The organism is Pelagibius sp. Alg239-R121, from assembly GCF_947331435.1.
Lineage (GTDB): Bacteria > Pseudomonadota > Alphaproteobacteria > Kiloniellales > Kiloniellaceae > Denitrobaculum.
This window is the reverse complement of the sequence record NZ_CAMZOF010000005.1, coordinates 46,781-66,950: the sequence shown is the minus strand read 5'-3', so window position 1 is coordinate 66,950 and position 20,170 is coordinate 46,781. Positions and strand designations below refer to the sequence as shown.

General features: G+C 57.6%; 17 protein-coding genes. 9 read left to right on the top strand and 8 right to left on the bottom strand.

The features are described 5' to 3' along the window. The first annotated feature begins 149 nt into the window (after window positions 1-149). From QMZ18_RS16655 to QMZ18_RS16645, 3 genes are all read left to right on the top strand, one after another. Window positions 150-899, top strand: coding sequence for an electron transfer flavoprotein subunit beta/FixA family protein (locus QMZ18_RS16655; protein WP_282607454.1), 750 nt, complete (start codon window positions 150-152; stop codon window positions 897-899). Continuing rightward, complete coding sequence (locus QMZ18_RS16650; protein WP_282607453.1) at window positions 899-1,846, top strand: electron transfer flavoprotein subunit alpha/FixB family protein; 948 nt, start codon at window positions 899-901, stop codon at window positions 1,844-1,846. The genes QMZ18_RS16655 and QMZ18_RS16650 overlap by 1 nt, the downstream gene beginning before the upstream one ends. Window positions 1,847-1,972: 126 nt before the next feature. After that, on the top strand, window positions 1,973-2,851 hold the full coding sequence (locus QMZ18_RS16645) for a 3-hydroxybutyryl-CoA dehydrogenase (RefSeq protein ID WP_322097235.1): 879 nt from the start codon (window positions 1,973-1,975) through the stop codon (window positions 2,849-2,851). 219 nt (window positions 2,852-3,070) lie between these two features. Here QMZ18_RS16645 and QMZ18_RS16640 read toward each other — a convergent pair whose 3' ends face one another. From QMZ18_RS16640 to QMZ18_RS16625, 4 genes are all read right to left on the bottom strand, one after another. Beyond that, complete coding sequence (locus tag QMZ18_RS16640; RefSeq protein WP_282607451.1) at window positions 3,071-4,009, bottom strand: ornithine cyclodeaminase family protein; 939 nt, start codon at window positions 4,007-4,009, stop codon at window positions 3,071-3,073. A gap of 153 nt (window positions 4,010-4,162) precedes the next feature. Further along, complete coding sequence (locus QMZ18_RS16635) at window positions 4,163-6,397, bottom strand: CHASE2 domain-containing protein (RefSeq protein ID WP_282607450.1); 2,235 nt, start codon at window positions 6,395-6,397, stop codon at window positions 4,163-4,165. Window positions 6,398-6,421: 24 nt separating this feature from the next. Next, window positions 6,422-7,546 carry a FecR family protein gene (locus QMZ18_RS16630; RefSeq protein ID WP_282607449.1) on the bottom strand — a complete coding sequence of 375 codons (1,125 nt, stop codon included), beginning with the start codon at window positions 7,544-7,546 and terminating at the stop codon, window positions 6,422-6,424. 658 nt (window positions 7,547-8,204) lie between these two features. Then, window positions 8,205-8,819, bottom strand: a complete 615-nt coding sequence (locus tag QMZ18_RS16625) for a PEP-CTERM sorting domain-containing protein (protein WP_282607448.1) — start codon at window positions 8,817-8,819, stop codon at window positions 8,205-8,207. Window positions 8,820-9,209: 390 nt separating this feature from the next. On the opposite strand from QMZ18_RS16625, the gene QMZ18_RS16620 reads away from it, so the two are divergent. Further along, window positions 9,210-9,923 carry an RT0821/Lpp0805 family surface protein gene (locus tag QMZ18_RS16620; protein WP_282607447.1) on the top strand — a complete coding sequence of 238 codons (714 nt, stop codon included), beginning with the start codon at window positions 9,210-9,212 and terminating at the stop codon, window positions 9,921-9,923. Between the two features lie 10 nt (window positions 9,924-9,933). Here QMZ18_RS16620 and QMZ18_RS16615 read toward each other — a convergent pair whose 3' ends face one another. Together QMZ18_RS16615 and QMZ18_RS16610 are read right to left on the bottom strand one after the other, a co-directional pair. Next, on the bottom strand, window positions 9,934-10,728 hold the full coding sequence (locus QMZ18_RS16615; RefSeq protein ID WP_282607446.1) for a DUF3047 domain-containing protein: 795 nt from the start codon (window positions 10,726-10,728) through the stop codon (window positions 9,934-9,936). A 6-nt stretch (window positions 10,729-10,734) separates the two neighbouring features. Further along, window positions 10,735-11,349, bottom strand: a complete 615-nt coding sequence (locus QMZ18_RS16610; protein WP_282607445.1) for a TlpA disulfide reductase family protein — start codon at window positions 11,347-11,349, stop codon at window positions 10,735-10,737. A 123-nt stretch (window positions 11,350-11,472) separates the two neighbouring features. Between QMZ18_RS16610 and argH the strand changes: the two genes are divergently transcribed. The 4 genes from argH to QMZ18_RS16590 all read left to right on the top strand — a co-directional run bounded on the left by argH (window position 11,473) and on the right by QMZ18_RS16590 (window position 17,387). Then, entirely contained in the window at window positions 11,473-12,840 is a 1,368-nt protein-coding gene (gene argH, locus QMZ18_RS16605; RefSeq protein WP_282607903.1) for an argininosuccinate lyase, read from the top strand. 175 nt (window positions 12,841-13,015) lie between these two features. After that, window positions 13,016-13,267, top strand: a complete 252-nt coding sequence (locus tag QMZ18_RS16600; protein ID WP_282607444.1) for a lipoprotein — start codon at window positions 13,016-13,018, stop codon at window positions 13,265-13,267. 133 nt (window positions 13,268-13,400) lie between these two features. Beyond that, entirely contained in the window at window positions 13,401-14,699 is a 1,299-nt protein-coding gene (gene lysA, locus QMZ18_RS16595; RefSeq protein ID WP_282607443.1) for a diaminopimelate decarboxylase, read from the top strand. A gap of 270 nt (window positions 14,700-14,969) precedes the next feature. Beyond that, the gene (locus tag QMZ18_RS16590; RefSeq protein WP_282607442.1) at window positions 14,970-17,387 is read left to right on the top strand and encodes a TIGR02302 family protein; all 2,418 of its coding nucleotides are present in this window, start codon (window positions 14,970-14,972) and stop codon (window positions 17,385-17,387) included. Window positions 17,388-17,539: 152 nt separating this feature from the next. On the opposite strand, the gene QMZ18_RS16585 is transcribed toward QMZ18_RS16590, so the two are convergent. Beyond that, entirely contained in the window at window positions 17,540-17,917 is a 378-nt protein-coding gene (locus QMZ18_RS16585; protein WP_282607441.1) for a response regulator, read from the bottom strand. A 444-nt stretch (window positions 17,918-18,361) separates the two neighbouring features. Between QMZ18_RS16585 and QMZ18_RS16580 the strand changes: the two genes are divergently transcribed. After that, on the top strand, window positions 18,362-18,784 hold the full coding sequence (locus QMZ18_RS16580) for a MucR family transcriptional regulator (RefSeq protein ID WP_282607440.1): 423 nt from the start codon (window positions 18,362-18,364) through the stop codon (window positions 18,782-18,784). A gap of 187 nt (window positions 18,785-18,971) precedes the next feature. On the opposite strand, the gene QMZ18_RS16575 is transcribed toward QMZ18_RS16580, so the two are convergent. Further along, window positions 18,972-19,850 carry a DUF3426 domain-containing protein gene (locus QMZ18_RS16575; RefSeq protein WP_282607439.1) on the bottom strand — a complete coding sequence of 293 codons (879 nt, stop codon included), beginning with the start codon at window positions 19,848-19,850 and terminating at the stop codon, window positions 18,972-18,974. Window positions 19,851-20,170: the final 320 nt, after the last annotated feature.

The following is a 20,170-nucleotide window of genomic DNA, read 5'->3' as shown; positions in this document are numbered from 1 at the left end:
GTTGACAGCCATGAAGGGGACACTTAATGTGCAGCCGCACAAAAAGCCGGGAAGCCGGAAATATAAAGGCCGGCAGCCTTGTGGGATGACACGGCATTTGACGTGAAAGCCCCGGTACTGGATCAACAACATACGACCGCGAGTGTTCAATGAAGGTTCTTGTTCCGATTAAACGCGTTATCGACGCGAACGTTAAGGTCCGCGTCAAAGCGGATGAGAGCGGTGTCGAACTGACAAACGTCAAAATGGCGATGAATCCATTTTGTGAGATTGCGGTCGAGGAAGCGGTTCGCCTGAAAGAGGCCGGAACCGCATCCGAAGTCATCGTCGTCTCTGCCGGCATCGCACAGTCGCAGGAGACCCTGCGAACCGGACTGGCCATGGGTGCCGACCGGGCCATTCTGATCCAGACCGACGTTCCGCTCGAGCCGCTGGCGGTTGCCAAGCTGCTGAAAGCGGTTGCCGACAAGGAAGAGCCGGGGCTGCTTCTGCTCGGCAAGCAGGCGATCGATGGCGATAACAATCAGACGGCACAGATGATTTCCGCGCTGCTGGGCTGGTCCCAAGCCACCTTCGCTTCGAAGGTCGCGATCGACGGTGACAAGCTGAACGTCACACGTGAAGTCGACGGCGGCCTTGAAAACATCAACCTCAACATGCCGGCCGTTGTCAGCGTCGATCTTCGCCTGAACGAGCCGCGCTATGCTTCGCTGCCGAACATCATGAAGGCCAAGAAAAAGCCGCTTGAGTCCCTGACTCCGGAAGATCTGGGTGTCGACGTGACCCCGCGGGTCGAGACGGTCAAGGTCTGCGAACCGCCTGCACGCAAAGCCGGCGTGAAGGTTGCGAGCGTCGCGGAGCTGGTGGACAAACTAAAGAACGAAGCGAAGGTAATCTGATGAGCATTCTGGTTATTGCAGAGCACGAAAACGCAGCTCTGAAGCCGGCCGTCCTGAACGCCGTGACGGCGGCTGTCGAACTTGCCGGGCATGCCGGCGGCGAAATCCACCTGCTGGTCGCCGGTGAAAACGCCGGCGCTGTTGCCAGCGAAGCCGCTCAGGTTGCCGGTGTCGCCAAGGTGCTTCATGCCGAGGGCGCCGAGTACGCACACGGTCTCGCAGAGAACGTGGCGCCTTTGATTGTCAAGCTGGCCGCAGATTACAGTCACGTCCTCGCAGCAGCCACGACCTTCGGCAAGAACGTCCTGCCGCGGGCGGCAGCCCTGCTGGACGTGCAGCAGATCTCCGACATTTCCGCCGTCGAGTCAGCCGACACCTTCGTGCGCCCGATTTACGCGGGTAACGCCATGGCGACCGTGCGCTCCACGGATTCGGTCAAGCTGATCACCGTTCGCGGTACGGCATTCGATGCCGCAGCAGCGGAAGGCGGTTCCGCTGCAGTCGAAACCGTCGACGCGACCGGCGATACCGGTCTGTCACGCTTTATCGGGCAGGAACTGACCAAGTCGGAACGTCCGGAACTGACCACGGCCGGGATTGTGATCTCGGGCGGGCGCGGTATGCAGAGCGGCGACAACTTCGCCATGTTGGAGAAGGTCGCTGACAAGCTGGGCGCCGCGATCGGCGCTTCGCGCGCGGCGGTCGATGCCGGCTTCGTCCCCAACGATTACCAGGTCGGCCAGACCGGCAAGGTGGTTGCGCCCGATCTTTATCTGGCGATCGGCATCTCCGGTGCGATCCAGCATCTGGCGGGCATGAAGGACTCCAAGGTCATCGTGGCCATCAACAAGGACGAAGAGGCACCAATCTTCCAGGTTGCCGATTACGGCCTGGTTGCCGACCTGTTTCAGGCGGTGCCGGAACTTGAAGCAGCCCTTGACGGTTAACGCCGCCGGACTACAGTTGCGCTGTCAGCCGAGATTTTCGAACCAAGGCTGACAGCGCGGCAAAAACATCGAACGCGACAGTAGCAACGGAACAAAAGACCGGACCCACTCATGGCAGAAGTAGACATTCAGGGCATTAAGTCCATCGGCGTCCTTGGCGCTGGCCAGATGGGCGCAGGTATCGCCCAAGTCTTTTCCCTGGCGGGTTATGGCGTCAAATTGACGGATATCAGCGACGAAAAGCTGGCCGGAGCCGTCGAGACGATCGAACACCACATGCGGCGCCAGGTCGCTAAAGGCCGTACGAAACCGGAAGAGGTCGAGGCTGCTCTCGCCAAGATCGAAACCGCCACCGACTACAGTATCTTCGCCGATTGCGATGTGGTGATCGAAGCGGCGACAGAGAACGAGGAGCTCAAGCGGGAGATCTTCAAAGAGCTCTGTCCGGTCTTAAAGCCGGAAGCGATCCTCTGCTCCAACACCTCTTCCATCTCGATCACGCGTCTGGCCTCAGTCACCGACCGCCCGGCACAGTTCATGGGCATGCACTTCATGAACCCGGTGCCGGTCATGCAACTGGTCGAACTGATCCGCGGAATCGCCACCGAAGAATCCACCTTCTCGACGATCCGGACCCTCACCCAGGCGCTGGGCAAGACGACCGCGTCGGCTGAGGATTTCCCGGCCTTCATCGTTAACCGCGTCCTGATGCCGATGATCAACGAGGCGGTTTACACTCTTTATGAGGGCGTCGGTTCGGTCGATGCCATCGATACCGCCATGCGTCTTGGCGCCAACCATCCGATGGGGCCGCTGGAACTGGCCGACTTTATTGGCCTGGACACCTGCCTGGCGATCATGTCGGTCCTTTACGAGGGCTTGGCCGACACCAAGTACCGTCCTTGCCCGCTGTTGGTGAAGTACGTCGAAGCCGGCTGGGTCGGACAGAAAGCCGGTCGCGGTTTCTACGACTACTCAGGCGACGTACCGGTCCCAACGCGCTAGGTCTCGCCGCACTAGGTCTCGCCGCACTAGACTGCGGTCGTTTTTCACCGAGCCAATAGTAAGCGGTCAGGCTCCGGACTAGAGCCGGGTTGAACGGGCGCGTCATGCACGATCTGTTGCCTTGCGGATCAACCCTAACCTCATGACCCGGTCCAGAAAGCTGAGTTTTCTTGCGCGGCGAGGCTCGCTGTCGAGCGTGATCTGCAGCCACGGGTCGGTCTACTGGGATTCGTTGAACTTCTCGTAGATCACCGATCCCGTCATCAGATCCAGATGCGCGCCGCCACCATTCTTGAAGAGCGTCACGGCATCTGAGCCGCTCCGCCCCGCACCGCCATTGCAGAGATCGTAAAGATCGCCTCTGACGTCCTCTTCCTTAATGACGCCGGATGCGAGGGGGATAGCAAGTTCACCGATGTCTTCAAAAGTCGTGTCGCGGGAATCGACGAAAACCTCGGCCTTTCGCATCAGTGCGTCATCCGCCTCGCGCATGTCGGGACGGTAGGCGCCGATCAGATCCACGTGGGTGCCCGGCTGGACCCACTCCCCCTTAAGAATGGGTGACGTGGTCATGGTCGCCGAGGAAACGATATCGGCAGATGCCACGGCTTCGGCAAGATCCGGCATCACCTCGACATTGAAATCCTGAGCGGCCAGATCACGCGCAAGGTCCTCAGCCTTCATCACATTGCGATTCCAGATGGCAAAGGAATTCAAGGCGGGAAAGACTTCGCGATAGGCGGCGAACAGCGTCCGTGCGACCGTACCGGCGCCCACGACCAGCAAACGCCGGGAATCCGTCCGTGCCAGAAAACGCGCACCGAGAACGGAGTCGCCGGCCGTCTTCCACTTGGTCACCAGTACCCCGTCCAACACCGCCTTAACCTGTCCGGTTTCTCCGTCGAACAGCAGCATGGCACCATGGATCGAGGGCAAGGGCGGTGTACGCGCGTTGTTGTCCGGAAAGACCGTCATGGACTTGAGCGCCAGTCCCAATCCCTTGATCCAGGCGCCACGATTAAGCAGAGCGCGATCTTGATCTCTGAGTAATAGGTCCCCGACCTGCGCCTTCTGAAATCGGTGCCCCGCCTCCAGAGCGTCGGCAATTTCCGTCCAGCTCAATCTGTGATCGATATCGTCGAAGCCGATGTTCTGCATGCCGTTACGCCTATTACAATCAGGAAGCGGGGACCCTGAGGACGCCAGTGCGTATGGCGACTCGGGGCCGCAGTCATTTTAAGCGATATCTTACAGGTTTCGCGAGATGCTCATTCCATTTCAGGCACTAACGCGATGAGAGAGACAGCAAAGTTATGCGGTCTTGGACAGCTTCGGCAGGTATCGACGTTCCGCAGGAAGGCTAATCGTCACAGTGGTTCCTTCGTCAAGGGCCGACTCGATAGACAGGGCACCCCCGTGGCCTTCGACATAGGCCTTGGCCAATGTCAGCCCGAGTCCCGACCCCTCATAGGTCCGCTGCAGGCTGCTGTCTGCCTGCCCGAAAGCCTTGAGACAGGTCTCGATCTGCTCGGCCGGAATACCTATGCCACTGTCCGACACGGACAAAAGAGCATCACCGTTATCACCGACAGAGAGCGACAGCGTAACCTGCCCTTCTTCTTTGTTGAACTTGATTGCGTTCGATAAGATCGAGCCCAGCGCCTGCTTCATCAATCGTTCGTCAGCGACGAAGAAAATATTTTCTTCGGGAGGTTCGATCGTCAGAGAAAGCCCGGCCTCCTCTGCGCGTTCACGCGACAGAGATCCCAGGCGCGCCATGAGGTCGCCAAGATCGATTTCTTCTTCACGCAGCTCCAGCTTTCCGTCTTCGATGCGTGCAAAATCCAGTACGTCGGTCACTGTGGCCAGCAATCGCGCGCCGCCGTCATAAATATCCTTGCTGTATTCCACGTAGTTGGGCGACCCCAGCGGCCCAAAGAGCTCGTTCTGCATGACCTCCGCGAACCCCATCACTGCGTTCAACGGGGTCTTGAGTTCGTGGCTCATGTTAGCGAGGAATTCAGTCTTGGCCCGGTTTGCCAGTTCGGCCTTTTGCTTGGCCGCCTTCAACTCCCGCTCCCGTCGCCGCGCACGCTTCTCAGCCTTCACGCGCCGGTCGATGTCCCGCATCAGAAGGATCAGGCCACCGCCGTGCTCCTCCTCCAATCGGGTCACCGCCATATCCGCATGGAACGCCCGGCCGGTCGTCCGCCTGCAGAGAATATGCATCGGATAACCTGATAGAGCGGCCTGCTCCAATACCTGTTCGAAGTCGGCACAGCCGGTTAGTTTCGAAGGTATATAGAACGCGTCCATCTTCAGGCCCGAGGATTTTGCCCGTGAAACCCGGAAGATCCGAACCGCGGCGTTGTTGATACTGCTGATTTCGCAATTTTTGTCGATCGTAATCAACGCATCAAAAGCATTTTCGGCCACGTTGGCCATCATGGCCTGGGACCGCAGTCGCGCCAGGCGCTCTGCAACGACCTTGAGCCCGAGTTCCCTGAACCGGATCAAGACAATGAAGGTGCCGGTCAAGAACGCCCCTACGATCAGTGGCGCGACGGGAAGCAGCAATCCCAGTTGGGACTGAATGACAAGCGCAGTCACGAACGCAACAACATCCAACGCCATGTTCGCAGCAAACGCTTTGTCAGGCCGCAACCGCCAAGTCAGGAAGGCAACGCCGGTCGTCATGCCCAGCAACAGAACAATCGTCAGGAAGATGGGCACCGGTTGCAGTGCCCGCCCTTGAATTAAGGACTGCGCTGCAAGCATCTGCACAAAGACACCCGGCAGAGATCTGTGAAGCGGCGTCGCGACATTGTCGCCGAGTTCAACCGCCGTCGCGCCGACAAGAATGGTTTTCCCAGTCAACAAAGCCGGATCCACCACGCCACCTGCAACGTCGGAAAAAGAATATCGCTGGATCGAACCCGGTCGGATGCCGTAGTCGATCCACAGGTTTCCTACCGGATCGCCTGTATCCACCGCAGTCTGAGGCAGCCGCGCAACACTGCTTGGAATTGAAGGAATGACTGACCCATTCCAGGCCTGCGCGGCCGGTAATCGCCAGATGAGCCCATCGTTTTCCGGGAAGACGTTTGCCGCCGCAATCTCACTGTGCTGGGCAAACCGCGGCAAGGGCCCGACATCGACGAACACGCCTTCCGACTCGCTCCATTGGCGGAAGGCAGCCAGCACAGTTCGTCCGCTGCGCCGGGCAAGGGCATTTTCCAAAGCCGCGTCTTCGGCCTCGCTGCTGGCAAGGCTGAAATCGACATCAAAAACGATTGTACCTGCGTCCGCTGCCGTCAGACGATCGATCAGCAAAGCGTGAAGCGATCGCTTCCAGGGCCAGGTACCGATCTGGCGTAAACTTTTTGGATCTATTTCGACAATAACGAAGCCGCTATCCGCGTCGCGCTGACTGAGTTTAAAGCGCTGCTCCATCAGGGGCCGCTCGACGAATTCGAGCGCCCCTGTGACAAATACAAGAATTGTGATTAAAGCAGCGGCAAGGCTACTGGCGAGCCTCGAAAACATCAGGCGCCAACAACGTCCAGCAAACTAGGCTCTGCCACCGTTACCGCCGCCACCGCCGCCGCCATTGCCGCCGCCATTGCCGCCGCCATTGCCGCCGCCGTTGCCGTTGCCATTACCACCAGCGTTGCCGCCGCCGTTACCACCGCCGTTGCCGCCGCCATTACCGCCACCATTACCGCCACCGTTGCCGCCGCCGTTGTCACTGCCACCACCGTTGTCGCTGCCGCCGCCATTGTCGCTGCCACCGCCATTGCCGCCGCCGTTACCACCGCCGTTGTCGCTACCGCCGCCGTTATCGCTGCCGCCGCCATTGCCGCCGCCGTTACCACCACCGTTGTCGCTGCCGCCACCATTTCCGCCGCCGTTGCCGTTACCATTGCCGCCGGCATTGTTGTTTCCCGCTCCGGCGTTAGAATTACCGCTTGCAGCGGCACCGTTGCTGTTGGCACTGGAGTTCGATACGCCGTTGCTGTTGCTGGAGCTTGATGAACTTGAGCTGCTTGATGAACTTGAGCTGCTTGACGAGCTGGAACTGCTTGATGAACTGGACGACACACCCGCTTCGCTGGCGGCTGCACTTGCCGACATTCCTGCCGTCACGTCTGCCGTGCTGCCATCGCGCGAGTCGGTAACAGAGACATTGCCGTGATCGACACTCACCTCCGCTGACTGTTCGTCAACGTCGACGCTAAACCCGGTGCCTTTAACGACGGCAACAAGATAAGGCGTCTTGACTGAAAAGGTGCCGGATTTGCGCTTTTGAACCGAATAGCCCACCTTGCCTTCGGCCTGACTGACCACGGTTGTTGCATCAGCGTCGTTTTCGGGGGAAATGTTGACGACCGACTCGGGTCCCAGCTCAATCTTGTCGAAGCCGTGTACGACCACCGCGTGAGCCGTCGCAAAGGTCCGAATTTCGATTTTCGCGGGAAGTTTCTGATTCTTGTAGAGCGTCTCCCAATCGGCACCACCCTGCGCAGGGCGCCACTGAGTCTTGCCTTCCACGAACAACACCGACCAATATTCAGGCGACTTTGCAGTTGAAGATTCAGGCATCGAGAAAAAGAATGCCGACAGGCCGGCGAATACAATCACTCCGGCAAGAATAGAATTCCTGAAACCACTCAAAGTATATTTAACGCCGAACATGTTTTTCTCCCACAACCTGGCAACCCCATAAAAGAAAAAAACTTTTCTTTCAGGTCACAATTATGACAGAGAAAAATTAAGCAAACGTTTTCTATTCCTAAAATACCATTTATTTAATTCTAATCGTAATTTTTTTATTCGTAAATTATTGTTGAAATAAATAAGAAAACAACTTTTCCAAGAACAGTATTGGTTAACGCTCCATCTTATATTGACGCTGGTGATGTGTGGAGGAGTCACATGGGTAAGGGCAAGCGTCAGGCCAGCCACAGAGAAAGACGAAACTCTCGCTGGGAAAAGCGAACTGAGCTCGGATGAGGTTCAACAGCTATGGCCGCCCGGGAGTCAGATCGTTTTCCGATACAGTTGAATTCGCGAATCATTCTCTCGATCATATAGCTAGAGCGTGTTCATTCTTGATAAATTCAGTCGAAAACGAACACGCTCTAGCTGTAAAAACGAGACAACTGTTCTCTTCCTGTATTGTATTGAGTTCAGTCTTAACGATAGACAGCGCAAAATAGAAGTGTCTGAGGCGCACCACGCAGCGCGCCAAGGGATACCTCGAAAACGAGCCTCCACGAGACATCTTAGAGAAGATGAACGCCGATCAATAGTTACACCTAGCTGCCGGCGCCGGAGCGCCAATCAGCCCAGCTCACCGTTGAGTTGCGGTGGCTTTTTGGCGCTGCGCTGCAATCGTCAAGCCTGCCAGACCGAGCAATAGAAGTGCAAGCGTACCGGGCTCGGGAATTTGAGTGGTCGTACCGCCTACCAGCTTCCAGACCGTCACATGAGAAATGTTCGGAGTGTTGCCGCCACCGTTGACCAGGCCCTCCGTGGTCCAGGGGCCGGTTGTCAGGCCCTCGATATTGTAGATAGAGAAATCGTTCGAGGCCTTGACCGTAAGTAGATAGAGTTCCTCGACGCCAGTGTAAGTCCAGGTCCCGGATGACGAGCCAGCGCCGGTGATGCTGAGGCCTCGAGAGGGATTGTCGTCGCTTTTGGCCGCTTCCATGACGTCGATGAAAGATCCAAAAACGTCGAAGAGCGCAGCTTCAACGACGTTTTCCTTATCATTCCCGTTGTTCGGAACCGTGACTGGACCTGATGGGCCTGTCAGATTTTGCCCCGCAAAGACTCGACACGCCAAGTCTGTCGCCGTATCGCAACCAATCATCGGCGTCGCCGGCATGGGCATCGCACTGACCGAAGTCGACATCATCGCGATTCCGCCGAGAATCGCTGAAAAAACCACCGAGAGTATACGCATTACGCCGTCCCCATATTAAAGTTCATGCTTTGAGCATGATTTTGTTAATTCTGGCTCATAAACACGCAATGTTCGTGCCAATCCCATGACCACGCTGTTTCCATTCACCTTTTTATCAGGGAGCCAAACCTGGTCATATAAGGGATAGTCCGCGTGTTAATTGGACCGACAGATCTAAAAAGGAAACTTTGTTTGTTTTCAATAAGTTAATTGATTACCACTTACCGGTGTGTAAAATTTATCGACAAATGACTTACGCCTCCATGCCGAGGTTCCCAGAATTCACAAGGCCATAGAGTCGCCTCAATTCCTCAACAGGCTTTGATAACATTTGGGTGCTAAAAGAAACGCTGTGCCCAGCTTGGTTAGCGCAAAATAGGAACAAATTTCATGCCAGAGCCTCAAGCCAAAGGACGCGGCAATCTCCGGTTCAGTCAGACTGGACATAGTCAGATTGGCCACATTCAGACTGGCCATATTCAGACTGGCCGCAAACTTCTGGCCGCAGGCATCGCAATCGCGGTTTCTGGCATTTGGGCGCTCGCGCCAAGCCTAGCCTACGCCGATCCCCCGCCCTGGGCACCTGCCCATGGCTACTACAAGAACGGCAAGGGCAAGGGGAAGGGGAAGCATAAAGGCAAGAAGAAAGGGAAACATAAGGTCGAACAGCACGACAGCTACGTCGCCCCCTTCGATCTGAACATCGGCACCTGCAATCGTGAACTTTTGGGCAGCGTCCTCGGCGGTGCCGTAGGTGGTGCAGCGGGAACACAGGTCGGAAAAGGCAGTGGAAAGACTGTCGCGATCATCGGCGGTACGATCGTCGGCTACCTGATTGGTGGTGCCATCGGTCGCTATATGGATCAGATCGACCAGAACTGTATTGGCCAGTCGCTGGAACATTCCCCGGACGGCCAAACCATCGCCTGGGAGAACCCCAATGACAACGGACGTTACAGGGTAAAACCTACCAGAACCTATCAAACCTCTAATGGCGGATATTGCCGGGAATATACAACGACCTCGGTCATCGGCGGAAAATCGCAAACACTTTACGGCACGGCCTGTAGACAACCCGACGGTTCGTGGAAGCTCGTAAACTAGAGCTGGGGATCTACCAGTCCGACGCACCGTCTGCAGACGCAGCCTCTCCTGAGCAATTGACCCGCGCCCAGCCGTAATAGGCTTCTACGGGTTCGCTGGTCTGATCGTTGTCGCTGAATAAGGCAAAGGCCTGAAGGCCTTCCGCCGGCGGGTGACCGAAGGCGCGCGTGAAATCCTCGAGGATATTGCGGTGCTCAACCACCCAGGCAGCAGGGGGTGAAGCCTGGTCGCCGGCCGGACTTGTAACGCGGACGGCGATGCTTTTCACGACGCCGGAAAGATAGGGATTGTCGATCACCTCATCCGGCTGAACGTGATCGGTAGTCCAGACGTATCGAAGCGTCGGGACCGGGTCGGGATCGGAATAGAGTCCGGGATCACCGAACAGCAGAAACAGTGAGGCGGCTACATCGTCACTCTGTTTGTCGTGCAGATTGACGCTCTGTTGTATCTTGGTCGCAGCCCAGGCCCATTCGATTTCGGGACAAGCCACAGGGTCGATGTCGACCGCACGGATCAGTCCGGACGCAGACTCCTGCCCGCGCGCTCGAATGGCCACCGCCTCATCGAAGATCGTCAACTGATAGTCGGTCTGCCCCCGCATACGCATGTGGAACCAGTCGTCCTGAATGCTGGTCGCAGCCTGGAACAGATAATTCGAAGTTCCCTCTGCCTCAGACGCAATCTCGTTTGCAGCATCGGGGAGACCGCCGTCATGCGTTTCCTGGGATGCACAGGCGCCGAGGAGGAGGAGCGGCAGGAAACAAAGGGTCCGTGGCGACAAAGACGGGACGGTAAACGGCACGATGACTCAGCCCGAGCTGGCAGGCATCGGCTGATCCAAGTAAAATTGCATCAACGCCTTGGCTTCGGGCGAATCCCACTCCGCAGGACCTTGCAGAATGCCGATAATCCGGTTGCGGCGATCAACCAGCAACGAGGTCGGCAAGCCTCTGACCTCGAACTGCCGGGATGCCGTGCCCTTGGGATCCAGGTAGATCCCCATGGCATCTAGATCCAGCTTTTCATAGAAGGGCTTTACGATGTCCAGGCCACGCCGGTCTTGGGATATGGCAACGATCCGAAAGCCCTGGGGAGCGAGCTCCGCCTGCAAGCGGTTGAGGGCTGGCATCTCTGCGACACAGGGGGCGCACCAGGTCGCCCAGAAATTCACCAATACGACCTCGCCTTTGAAATCCCGCAGGGTCGTACGTCCTTCGGAAGCGTCCGAAAATGCCGTCGGCGGTGCTGGTATCGGCGGTTCGAAGAGAGTAAAGTTCCCGCCGAAATCGCCCGCCAGGGGCGGTTCGCTGTTCTGCGCGGCGGTGGAAAAACCGGTGGCGATCCCAGTGGCAAACACTGCGACACCAAGTAACGCCGCAGCCAATCTGCGAAACCGCACCCCTATGGCGATGTTTTTTTGCATAACGAATCAGGTCCACCCAGTCATATGACCTCAGAAAAAACTCCGGCAGCCGGGCATACCGGCGGCGCCGCTACCTCTTCCGACAATGCCCCGGCCACGACCGATTCCCCCAGTGCGAACAAGATGTGGGGCGGGCGCTTCTCCATGGGCCCGGCCGAGGTCATGGAACAGATCAACGCGTCGATTTCCTTCGACCAGCGGCTTTACGCCCAGGACATCCAGGGATCCAGAGCGCACTGTAACATGTTGATCGCCCAGAACATCGTCTCCCAGGAAGATGGCGATGCGATCCTTAAAGGTCTAGACACGATTTTGCGAGAGATCGAAGCGGGCAGCTTTACCTTCAGCGCAGCCCTCGAAGACATTCACATGAATGTCGAAGCGCGGTTGCGCGAGTTGATCGGCGACGCCGCCGGCCGCCTGCACACGGGGCGCTCGCGGAATGATCAGGTCGCGGTGGATATTCGCCTCTGGGTCCGCGACAGCCTCGATCAACTCGACGCCAAGCTGGCCGAGCTACAGGAATCCCTGATCGACAAGGCGGAGACTTACGCAGACAGCGTCATGCCAGGCTATACGCACCTGCAGGCTGCACAGCCGGTGACCTTTGGCCATCATCTGCTGAGCTACGTCGAAATGCTTGGACGGGACCGCAGCCGTGTTGCCGATTGCCGGACAAGACTGAACGAGTGTCCTCTGGGAGCGGCCGCTCTGGCAGGCACGTCCTTTCCCATCGACCGGCATGCGACAGCACAGGCACTCGGCTTTGACCGCCCGACCGCCAACTCCATCGATTCCGTGTCGGACCGGGACTTCGCCCTCGAATACCTCTCGATCGGCTCGATCCTCGCGATCCATCTTTCGCGCTTCGCCGAAGAGCTCGTGATCTGGTGCAGCGAAGGTTTCCGTTTCGTCGATCTTTCGGACGCCTTCACCACCGGCAGTTCGATCATGCCGCAGAAGAAAAATCCCGATGCCGCGGAACTGGTGCGCGGCAAGGCGGGCCGGGTGATTGGCTCACTCAACACCCTGCTGATGGTCATGAAGGGTCTGCCGCTGACCTATGGCAAGGACATGCAGGAAGACAAAGAACCCTTGTTCGACGCTACTGACACCCTGGCGCTATGCGTCGCAGCCACAACCGGCATGGTGCGGGACCTGACCGCTAACGAAGCCCGCCTGAAGGCCGCGACGGCCGCTGGCTTCCTGACCGCGACGGACCTCGCCGATTGGCTGGTGCGCGTCCTCAACCTGCCGTTCCGCGACGCCCACCACATCACCGGTACGATCGTTCAACGCGCCGAAGCCGCGGGCTGTGATATCAGTGATCTGCCGCTTGCCGATATGCAGGCCGTCGAACCGCGCATCACTGAGGCCATCTTCGAGGTTCTGACGGTTGAAAGCTCGGTTGCCAGCCGTACCAGCCATGGCGGCACCGCACCGAACCGGGTGCGCGAAGCCGCCACCGAAGCTAGAAGGCGCTTCCTATAGGGTTCCGGTCGCCTTGAGGCCTGGACCAGAGCCTTTGACCAGGCGCCCCTTAAAACTAGGCGCCCTTTGACTAGATGGGCCGGCATCAATATCGTGTTGCAGCGGCGGGCTCAAAAGGGGTGTTCCGCAGTGTAGAGGATTGCGCGTTTCACCGGCGAAACGCTTGGAGACCATAATGAAGGTGAAATCACTGACACGGCGTAGCGTCGTGCTGACCCTGGTTGCGGCCGCCGGCCTCGCCGGTTGCGGTAAGAAAGGCGATTTAGCGCCGCCGGAGGGCGAGGAAGATCTCTACACCTATCCCGGAACCTACCCCAAACCTTCGTCACAGGTTCCCGGAGTCAACAAAGAGCGCACGCCGCAAAATACCACGCCGGACAATATCTCGATCTTCCCGGATTCACGCACGAAGACAAAAACCTACTAAAATCGCCGGACAACCGCATATTGTGTAGTCTGAAACCTGCAATCCGCGTCTCTGCGAGAGCGGCATCTTGTAGATTCCAGGTGATGATCCAGCGAAGGGTTGGTCACAGCGAGCAGAACTGAAGCGAAGCCTTATGACATTCTTTCCTTATCGAAACGGCCGCCTGCACATCGAGGATGTATCCCTCGACGAACTTGCCGCGCGGGTTGGTACACCGTTTTTCTGTTATTCCGCCGCAGCTATGGAATCAGCCTACACAAGCTTCGTGCGTGCGCTGGGTGATCTGCCAGCGACCGTTTGCTACGCGCTGAAAGCCAACTCGAACCAGGCGGTGATCCGGACTTTTGCGCAGCTGGGCGCCGGTGCCGACGTCGTATCTGAAGGCGAGCTTCGCCGTGCGCTCGCTGCAGGCGTGCCTGCAAGCAAAGTCGTCTTCGCAGGTGTCGGCAAGCAGCCTTCGGAGATGGCGACTGCGCTCGATGCCGGTATCCTGCAGTTCAATGTGGAATCCCTGCCGGAGCTGGAAGCTCTTTCGCGTATCGCACAGGAAAAGGGGGTACGTGCACCAGTCGCCCTGCGCATCAACCCGGATGTGGATGCGCTGACCCATGCGAAAATCTCGACCGGGAAGGCGGAAAACAAGTTCGGGATCGATATTCCCAGCCTTCGGGGCTTCCTGGACTCAGCAGCGCAGCTGCCGGGCGTTCGGATCGAAGGCCTGGCGGTCCACATCGGTTCCCAGATTACCGACGTCAATCCCTATCGCATGGCTTTCGAGCGGCTGGTTGCGCTCTTCACAGAGCTGCGGGACGCCGGCTGGCCTTTGGAGCGCCTGGACATGGGCGGCGGCCTGGGCATCGCCTACGAGGGCGATGCCGCTCCGGATATTGCCCGCTACGCGGAAATTGTACGGGAAACCACAAAGGGCCTCGATGCCAAGCTGATTTTTGAACCGGGCCGTTTCCTGACCGGAAACGCAGGTTTGCTGGTCACGCGAACCGTTTATGTGAAACATGGGACGGCACGGCGTTTCGCGATCGTCGATGCCGCCATGAACGACCTCATCCGACCGACCCTTTACGACGCCTGGCATGACATTCTGCCGGTCGCTCAGTTCGCTGCCGGCGCAGACCGCGAACCTTATGATATTGTCGGTCCAATATGCGAAAGCAGCGATATCTTTGCCGAGCAAAGAGAGCTTCCGCCGGTTGCTGCAGACGACCTGCTCGCGATTTGTTCATCGGGAGCCTATGGCGCTGTCATGTCATCGAGTTATAATTCCAGACCTCCGGCACCGGAAATTCTGGTGCGGGGCAATGATTACGCGGTGATCCGCCCCCGAATCGACTATGATGAGTTGATCGGTCAGGATAGGCTGCCGGATTGGCTGGATGACGGACAACAAAGCTCCGAACCGCGCGGAGCCGCCTAGATTTGAGAATTGGGCCAGATACAGAAGTGAACCGCCCGTTGTAAGGTAAACCGTTCTGAACATTGATTGAAGGCGGTGCGAAGCGGGACGAAAGTGCACGAGACTGCGAAGCAGGCTCTCGTGTTTAGGTAAGTTGGGGGAAGTTAGAGCTAACGACGCGAGGACGCGCAGGTGGTAGATCGAGAACACCCTAGCTTTGGACCAAATACGGCCGACCGCGACAGGCGCGCAATGGCTTTTGCCCGTGGCAGAGCCGCCAATGCGATAGCCATGTCATCGCGCCTCACCCTCGAATTGGGGCTCGCCAGAGCCGCATTGGTCTGGGAACGTTTCTGGCCCGCGATCTGGCCGCTTTCGGGGATCGCCGGTTTGTTTCTCGTTATTGCCCTGTTTGATCTCCTTCCCACCTTGCCCACATGGATCCATGGCGGTGCCCTTGCCATCTTGGGTTTGGCGGCCTTTTGGGGGCTCTGGCATTTTTTCCGCAGCTTTCGGTTGCCCGGCGAGAAAGAGACCCGGCGCCGCCTTGAGCAGGATTCGGGGCTACAGCATCGCCCTCTAACCTCTTTGGATGACCGCCTGACCAAGGGCGACGGAACAACACGTGCACTTTGGGCGCTGCACCGCTCGCGCCTGGTGGCGCAAAGCGGCTCATTCAAAGCCAAACCGCCCCGGCCCCGGTTCGCAGCACTCGATCCCTTTGCGTTACGCTGTGGATTGGCCGTCGTTCTCACGGTGGCCCTTGTAATCGGTGCCGGTGATTGGCAACAGAGACTTGCGCGCGCCGTCACACCCCAGCTATCGGGCGGTGCACTCAGCCAGGACATCAGCTTCGATGTCTGGATCAATCCACCGGGTTATACCCGCCGCGCGCCACAGTTTCTTGCCCCCGCAAGCGCCGCGAATGCGTTGCTGAACATTCCAGCCGGAAGTCAAATTCTGGCGCAGGTGCAGGGTCCGGCGGAAGACCCTGAACTGCTGTTGGGGCCCGATGCAACCAGGTTCGACAGCGCCGGCGTCGACTTCTTCAAGGTCTCGGCTCAGATCAATGGCGGAGATCGCATTGCCATTGTCCAGAACGGCCGCACTCTGGCGGAATGGCCTATGGCGGTGGTTTCCGATGCAGCACCCACCATCGCCTATCTGACGGCGCCCAGCCGAAGCGAACGCGCCGCACTCCGGCTACAATATCAAGCCAGCGACGACTATGGAGTGGACAAGGTCCGGGCTCAGGTGCAGCGGCTCGACAAACCCGAGACGCCGCCCTTCCATCTTGAGCTCGCGCTGCCCAAGTCAAGCGCAAGCGAGCTGGATGCCACGAGCTATCATGATTTAACACCGCATCCCTGGGCCGGCTTGGCGGTGGAGATAACACTGATCGCGGAAGATGCGCTTGGACAGCAAGGTCAGAGCGAAGCGCTGCGCACCGTACTTCCTGAGCGGATCTTCAATCACCCGGTTGCCCGTGCCCTGGTCGAACTGCGCAAAGAACTGACCCTCGCGCCCGAGGAACGCTTTCCGATCGTTCGGGCACTCCGCAATATCTATCAACGGCCCGATCACTTTCACCATGATGTCGTTGTTGCTCTGGCGGTGATTACTGCCGAACGCCGGCTGATACATGATGCACGGCCAGAAATTATTCCAAGCGTACAGCAACTGCTTTGGGATACGGCATTGCGCCTGGAAGAAGGCGAGTTAGCCATTGCAGAACGTGATATCAGAAACCTGCAGAAGGCACTTCAGGAGGCTCTCGCCCGCGGCGCCGACGCGGCAGAAATCGAAGCCCTTCTTGATAAACTGCAAGAAGCACTTGATCGCTTTGTCGAGGCTATGAACGAGCAGATGCGCGAACAGCTGTCCCAGGGCATGGAACCTCAACCGCTGCCGCCCGATGCGCAACTATTGGACAGCAGCGATCTCAACGATCTCATCGAAAAAGCCCGAGAATTGGCCCGCAACGGCTCGACCGAAGCTGCCCAAGAGCTGTTGGCACAACTGCAGGAAATCCTTGAAAACATGCGCGCCGGAAACTTCGCCGAGCAGATGAACAAGGCCATGCAGGATGCTCATGGCATGATGCAGGAGATGGAAGATATGGTCCGGCGTCAGCAGGAACTGCTGGACCGCAGCTATGAGCGCGAACAACGGGAAAGCCAGGATAAAAAAGGCAAAGACGGCGATCAGAGGGCCCGTGAGCGCAGTGACGATGCCGGTTCCCAGGAAAAGCTGCGCAAAGACCTGGGTGAAATGATGCGGCAACTGGGCGAAGCGCTGGGTGAAATCCCGCGCTCTCTTGGCCGGGCGGAACAGTCCATGCGTGATGCGCGCGATGCCTTGAACGGCGGCAAAGAAGGTCAAAACCCTGTTCAGCCCCAGTCGCGGTCGCTCGATCAGCTACAGCAAGGCATGAAATCAATGGCCGAAAGCTTCATGCAGCAGATGGGCCAGCAGGCCGAACGCGGCAGCGGGACTGTCGGCGCACAGCCTGGCCGGAGTTCCGACCCCTTTGGACGCGAGACCGGGCGCGGCGGCATCAACGATGCCCGTAACGGCGTGAAGATTCCCGAGGAAGGCGACATCGTCCGCACACGGGAGATTTTGCAGGAACTTCGCCGCCGCAGAGGCGAACGCCAACGACCTGCGGGTGAGCTCGAATACATCGACCGCCTGCTGCGTCAATTCTGACTGGGGAAACCCCCTAGCCTTCAGGAGATACGACGGTCAGGGCAAAGATTCGCCTGACCGGTGCCGCGCCCGGCTGTGTAAATCACACACCGTTTTTTGTGGTTGGAGGGCAATTCTCGTTCTTGATTAGAGCAATCAAGAACAATCACATTCTAGTGGCAGGCGACTTTACTGTCTGCCATCACCTCGTCGGCTGTGGCGCAAATCTGCTTCAAGGTGAAAGGCTTCGTAATCACACGGCAGATCAGCTCATCGAGATTGTGCGCGCGCTGGCGCTCGGCCGAATAACCCGTCATCAGCAGGATCGGCAGTTCGGGGTAATCCTTGGTCACCTTCAAGGCCAAGGCAATACCATCCAACTCCGGCATGACGATGTCGGTAATCAACAGATCGAAGCTGTCGGACCCGAGCCGCTCCAATGCCTGCACGCCGTCGTCCGCCGTCGTAACTTTATGTCCTTTGTGGGTCAGCGCCCGGGCAACGAAGCTTTGCACCGCCCGGTCGTCTTCAGCCACTAAAATCCGAGCCATCACTCTACCTTGCGTTCAACTTAGAACCGAGACTTTCCGATCTAAAGCAAGATCGCCTTCTAACCATAAGAATGAGCATCTGATTTCTTCGCTTTGTCTCAAAGCGAACCGTTAACCATCTCTCGTTCCATAGATTAGAGCACACAGAAAACCGCGTTCTACTCAGCGCACATATTGCGGTAATTAAGATTAATATGGGGTTAACGAACTGGTCAGGCAGCGTCATTCCAGGATCTACTGCCGGGAAGCCAAAGGTGACGTCATCCTTTCAACTCTAGCCCCGATCGACCGGTTTTGTTGGCGGCTCTCGACAAAGTTAACCAGCGCAACGGCATTCATACTCAAAATTTCGGGTAGGAACTCAAAACCATAATGATGGCGACTGTTGCCCTAGTCCGCACATCGGAGAACAGGTGCCGTGGAAACGGCGAGCAGGAATAATCGATGTACGAAAAACTAAAACACGGCGATCTCTTGAACATGACGGCCGATGTCGTCTCGGCGCACGTCTCAGGCAACGTTGTTTCCGTAAACGAACTGCCGCAGCTCCTTCGCGACACCTACCATGCTCTTGCAACAGCCGGATCATCATCCGTTGGAACGCCGGAACGCCCGGTTCCTGCCGTTCCGATCAAGAAATCTGTGACACCGGACTACATCATATGTCTTGAGGACGGTAAAAAACTCCGAGTCCTCAAACGCTATCTGATGAGGAGCTTCGGCATGTCGGTCGAAGACTACCGCGAACGCTGGAACCTGCCGGACGACTACCCCGTTGTTGCGCCCAAATATTCTTCGGAGCGTCGCAGGCTCGCAAAGGAAATCGGTCTGGGTATCAAGTTCCGGCGCCCTAGCAAGAAACCCTGATCCTGCGGGTGCGATCATATACCGAGTGGGAGGATCTCCGCTTCTGTTCCACCGTCCAGGTTCTGATCACAGTTCGCGGCAAGTGCGGTAGTTGCTAGGCCGCGCGCGTCGACCCAGGCACTTAGACCGCTTATTGGATGGTGACCTATTCAGAATAATGAGGTCGCAAAAAATCAGCGCGGCAGGATTACTGCTTGGTTGCTGTCGGTAGAATACTTGGTTCGTTCTCTGCCGTCTCGGCTGAAACGAAAATGATCGATATACCGATGCTCTGCCGGCCCCAGCTGTCCCCGATTGATGTTTCGAACGAAACATCACCGTTCAGCCCGACCTTCGCTGTTTCGGCTTCAAAGTACCAGCGGGCCAGAATATTGGCATCAACGTCAGTGATCGTGGCCCGCAATGTCGGCACGGGTTGCTCTTGATCTGTTTCGTTAACGACGACACCTTCAACGACGATCATTGGTTCGCCGGCAACGCGTTTGCGGCTTTTCAAGAGCTTGTCTGCAGGAATTGAGAGGCCCTCGCCTGGGACGCCCGCCACTTCCTCGTGACCGTCCTGATCACTATGGGCCTTGAGGCCAACCAGATCGTAAAGCTTTTGAAACCTTGGCTCGAACGCCACGATCTGACTCTGGCCAAAGTAGAATCCAAGAACGAGCAGAACAAAAACAACGAGGAAAATACTCCATCCCAAGACCGCAAATCTTCGATCTCCGTCATCCAGGACATCTTCATCGTCCGATTCGAAAAGCTTGGGGCCACGGACTGGAGGCGGAGTATCCGCTGCTGTTTCCTCTTCCTGCATCGGCGGAGGCACTTCGACAGCTTCCGGTTCTGGCGCAGCTTGCACCGCCTCGGTTGGTTCGGCAGCAGCAGACTCAGGTTCCGCAATAGGCTCAGGGGCGGCAGCTTCAGGAACGGCAGCAACGGGCGCGGTAGCGGCCTCTGGCATCTGATGCCAGCGATGGGCGCACTCGCCGCACTTCACTTTGCGTCCACGCGTGCCGAGCAACGACTCGTCAAGGGCAAAGCTGGTGTCACAGGACGGACAGGTAACGATCATTTAACCGCCTTAGTCCCTTCAGCTTCTTTCTCGGGGGAATCCAGACTTGCCACGCACCACTGCCTTTATCTGTCGCTTTGGCGCCATTCTCCGCGCCATTCCGTTCAGGCATCGGTCTAGCGTAAAACGGTTAATCTTATATGAGCCACTTGATGGCAACGCAAGTCGGGCGCTCAACGCTTTACCTCGGTGCGACCGCTGTGCCATTCTCGGCACTAGAGTGCGATCGTTCTTGATTGAGGCAATCACGGACGTGAATCGTCCTCTAACCATATGATTGAGAGGCTGATTCACGTTTCACTTTGGTTCGAAGTAAAACG

Coding starts and splice junctions, on each gene's coding strand:
- QMZ18_RS16655 (WP_282607454.1), top strand. CDS start 150: ATGAAGGTTCTTGTTCCGATTAAACGCGTTATCGACGCGAACGTTAAG.
- QMZ18_RS16650 (WP_282607453.1), top strand. CDS start 899: ATGAGCATTCTGGTTATTGCAGAGCACGAAAACGCAGCTCTGAAGCCG.
- QMZ18_RS16640 (WP_282607451.1), bottom strand. CDS start 4,009: ATGCAGAACATCGGCTTCGACGATATCGATCACAGATTGAGCTGGACG.
- QMZ18_RS16635 (WP_282607450.1), bottom strand. CDS start 6,397: ATGTTTTCGAGGCTCGCCAGTAGCCTTGCCGCTGCTTTAATCACAATT.
- QMZ18_RS16630 (WP_282607449.1), bottom strand. CDS start 7,546: ATGTTCGGCGTTAAATATACTTTGAGTGGTTTCAGGAATTCTATTCTT.
- QMZ18_RS16625 (WP_282607448.1), bottom strand. CDS start 8,819: ATGCGTATACTCTCGGTGGTTTTTTCAGCGATTCTCGGCGGAATCGCG.
- QMZ18_RS16620 (WP_282607447.1), top strand. CDS start 9,210: ATGCCAGAGCCTCAAGCCAAAGGACGCGGCAATCTCCGGTTCAGTCAG.
- QMZ18_RS16610 (WP_282607445.1), bottom strand. CDS start 11,349: ATGCAAAAAAACATCGCCATAGGGGTGCGGTTTCGCAGATTGGCTGCG.
- argH (WP_282607903.1), top strand. CDS start 11,473: ATGTGGGGCGGGCGCTTCTCCATGGGCCCGGCCGAGGTCATGGAACAG.
- QMZ18_RS16600 (WP_282607444.1), top strand. CDS start 13,016: ATGAAGGTGAAATCACTGACACGGCGTAGCGTCGTGCTGACCCTGGTT.
- lysA (WP_282607443.1), top strand. CDS start 13,401: ATGACATTCTTTCCTTATCGAAACGGCCGCCTGCACATCGAGGATGTA.
- QMZ18_RS16590 (WP_282607442.1), top strand. CDS start 14,970: ATGTCATCGCGCCTCACCCTCGAATTGGGGCTCGCCAGAGCCGCATTG.
- QMZ18_RS16585 (WP_282607441.1), bottom strand. CDS start 17,917: ATGGCTCGGATTTTAGTGGCTGAAGACGACCGGGCGGTGCAAAGCTTC.
- QMZ18_RS16580 (WP_282607440.1), top strand. CDS start 18,362: ATGTACGAAAAACTAAAACACGGCGATCTCTTGAACATGACGGCCGAT.
- QMZ18_RS16575 (WP_282607439.1), bottom strand. CDS start 19,850: ATGATCGTTACCTGTCCGTCCTGTGACACCAGCTTTGCCCTTGACGAG.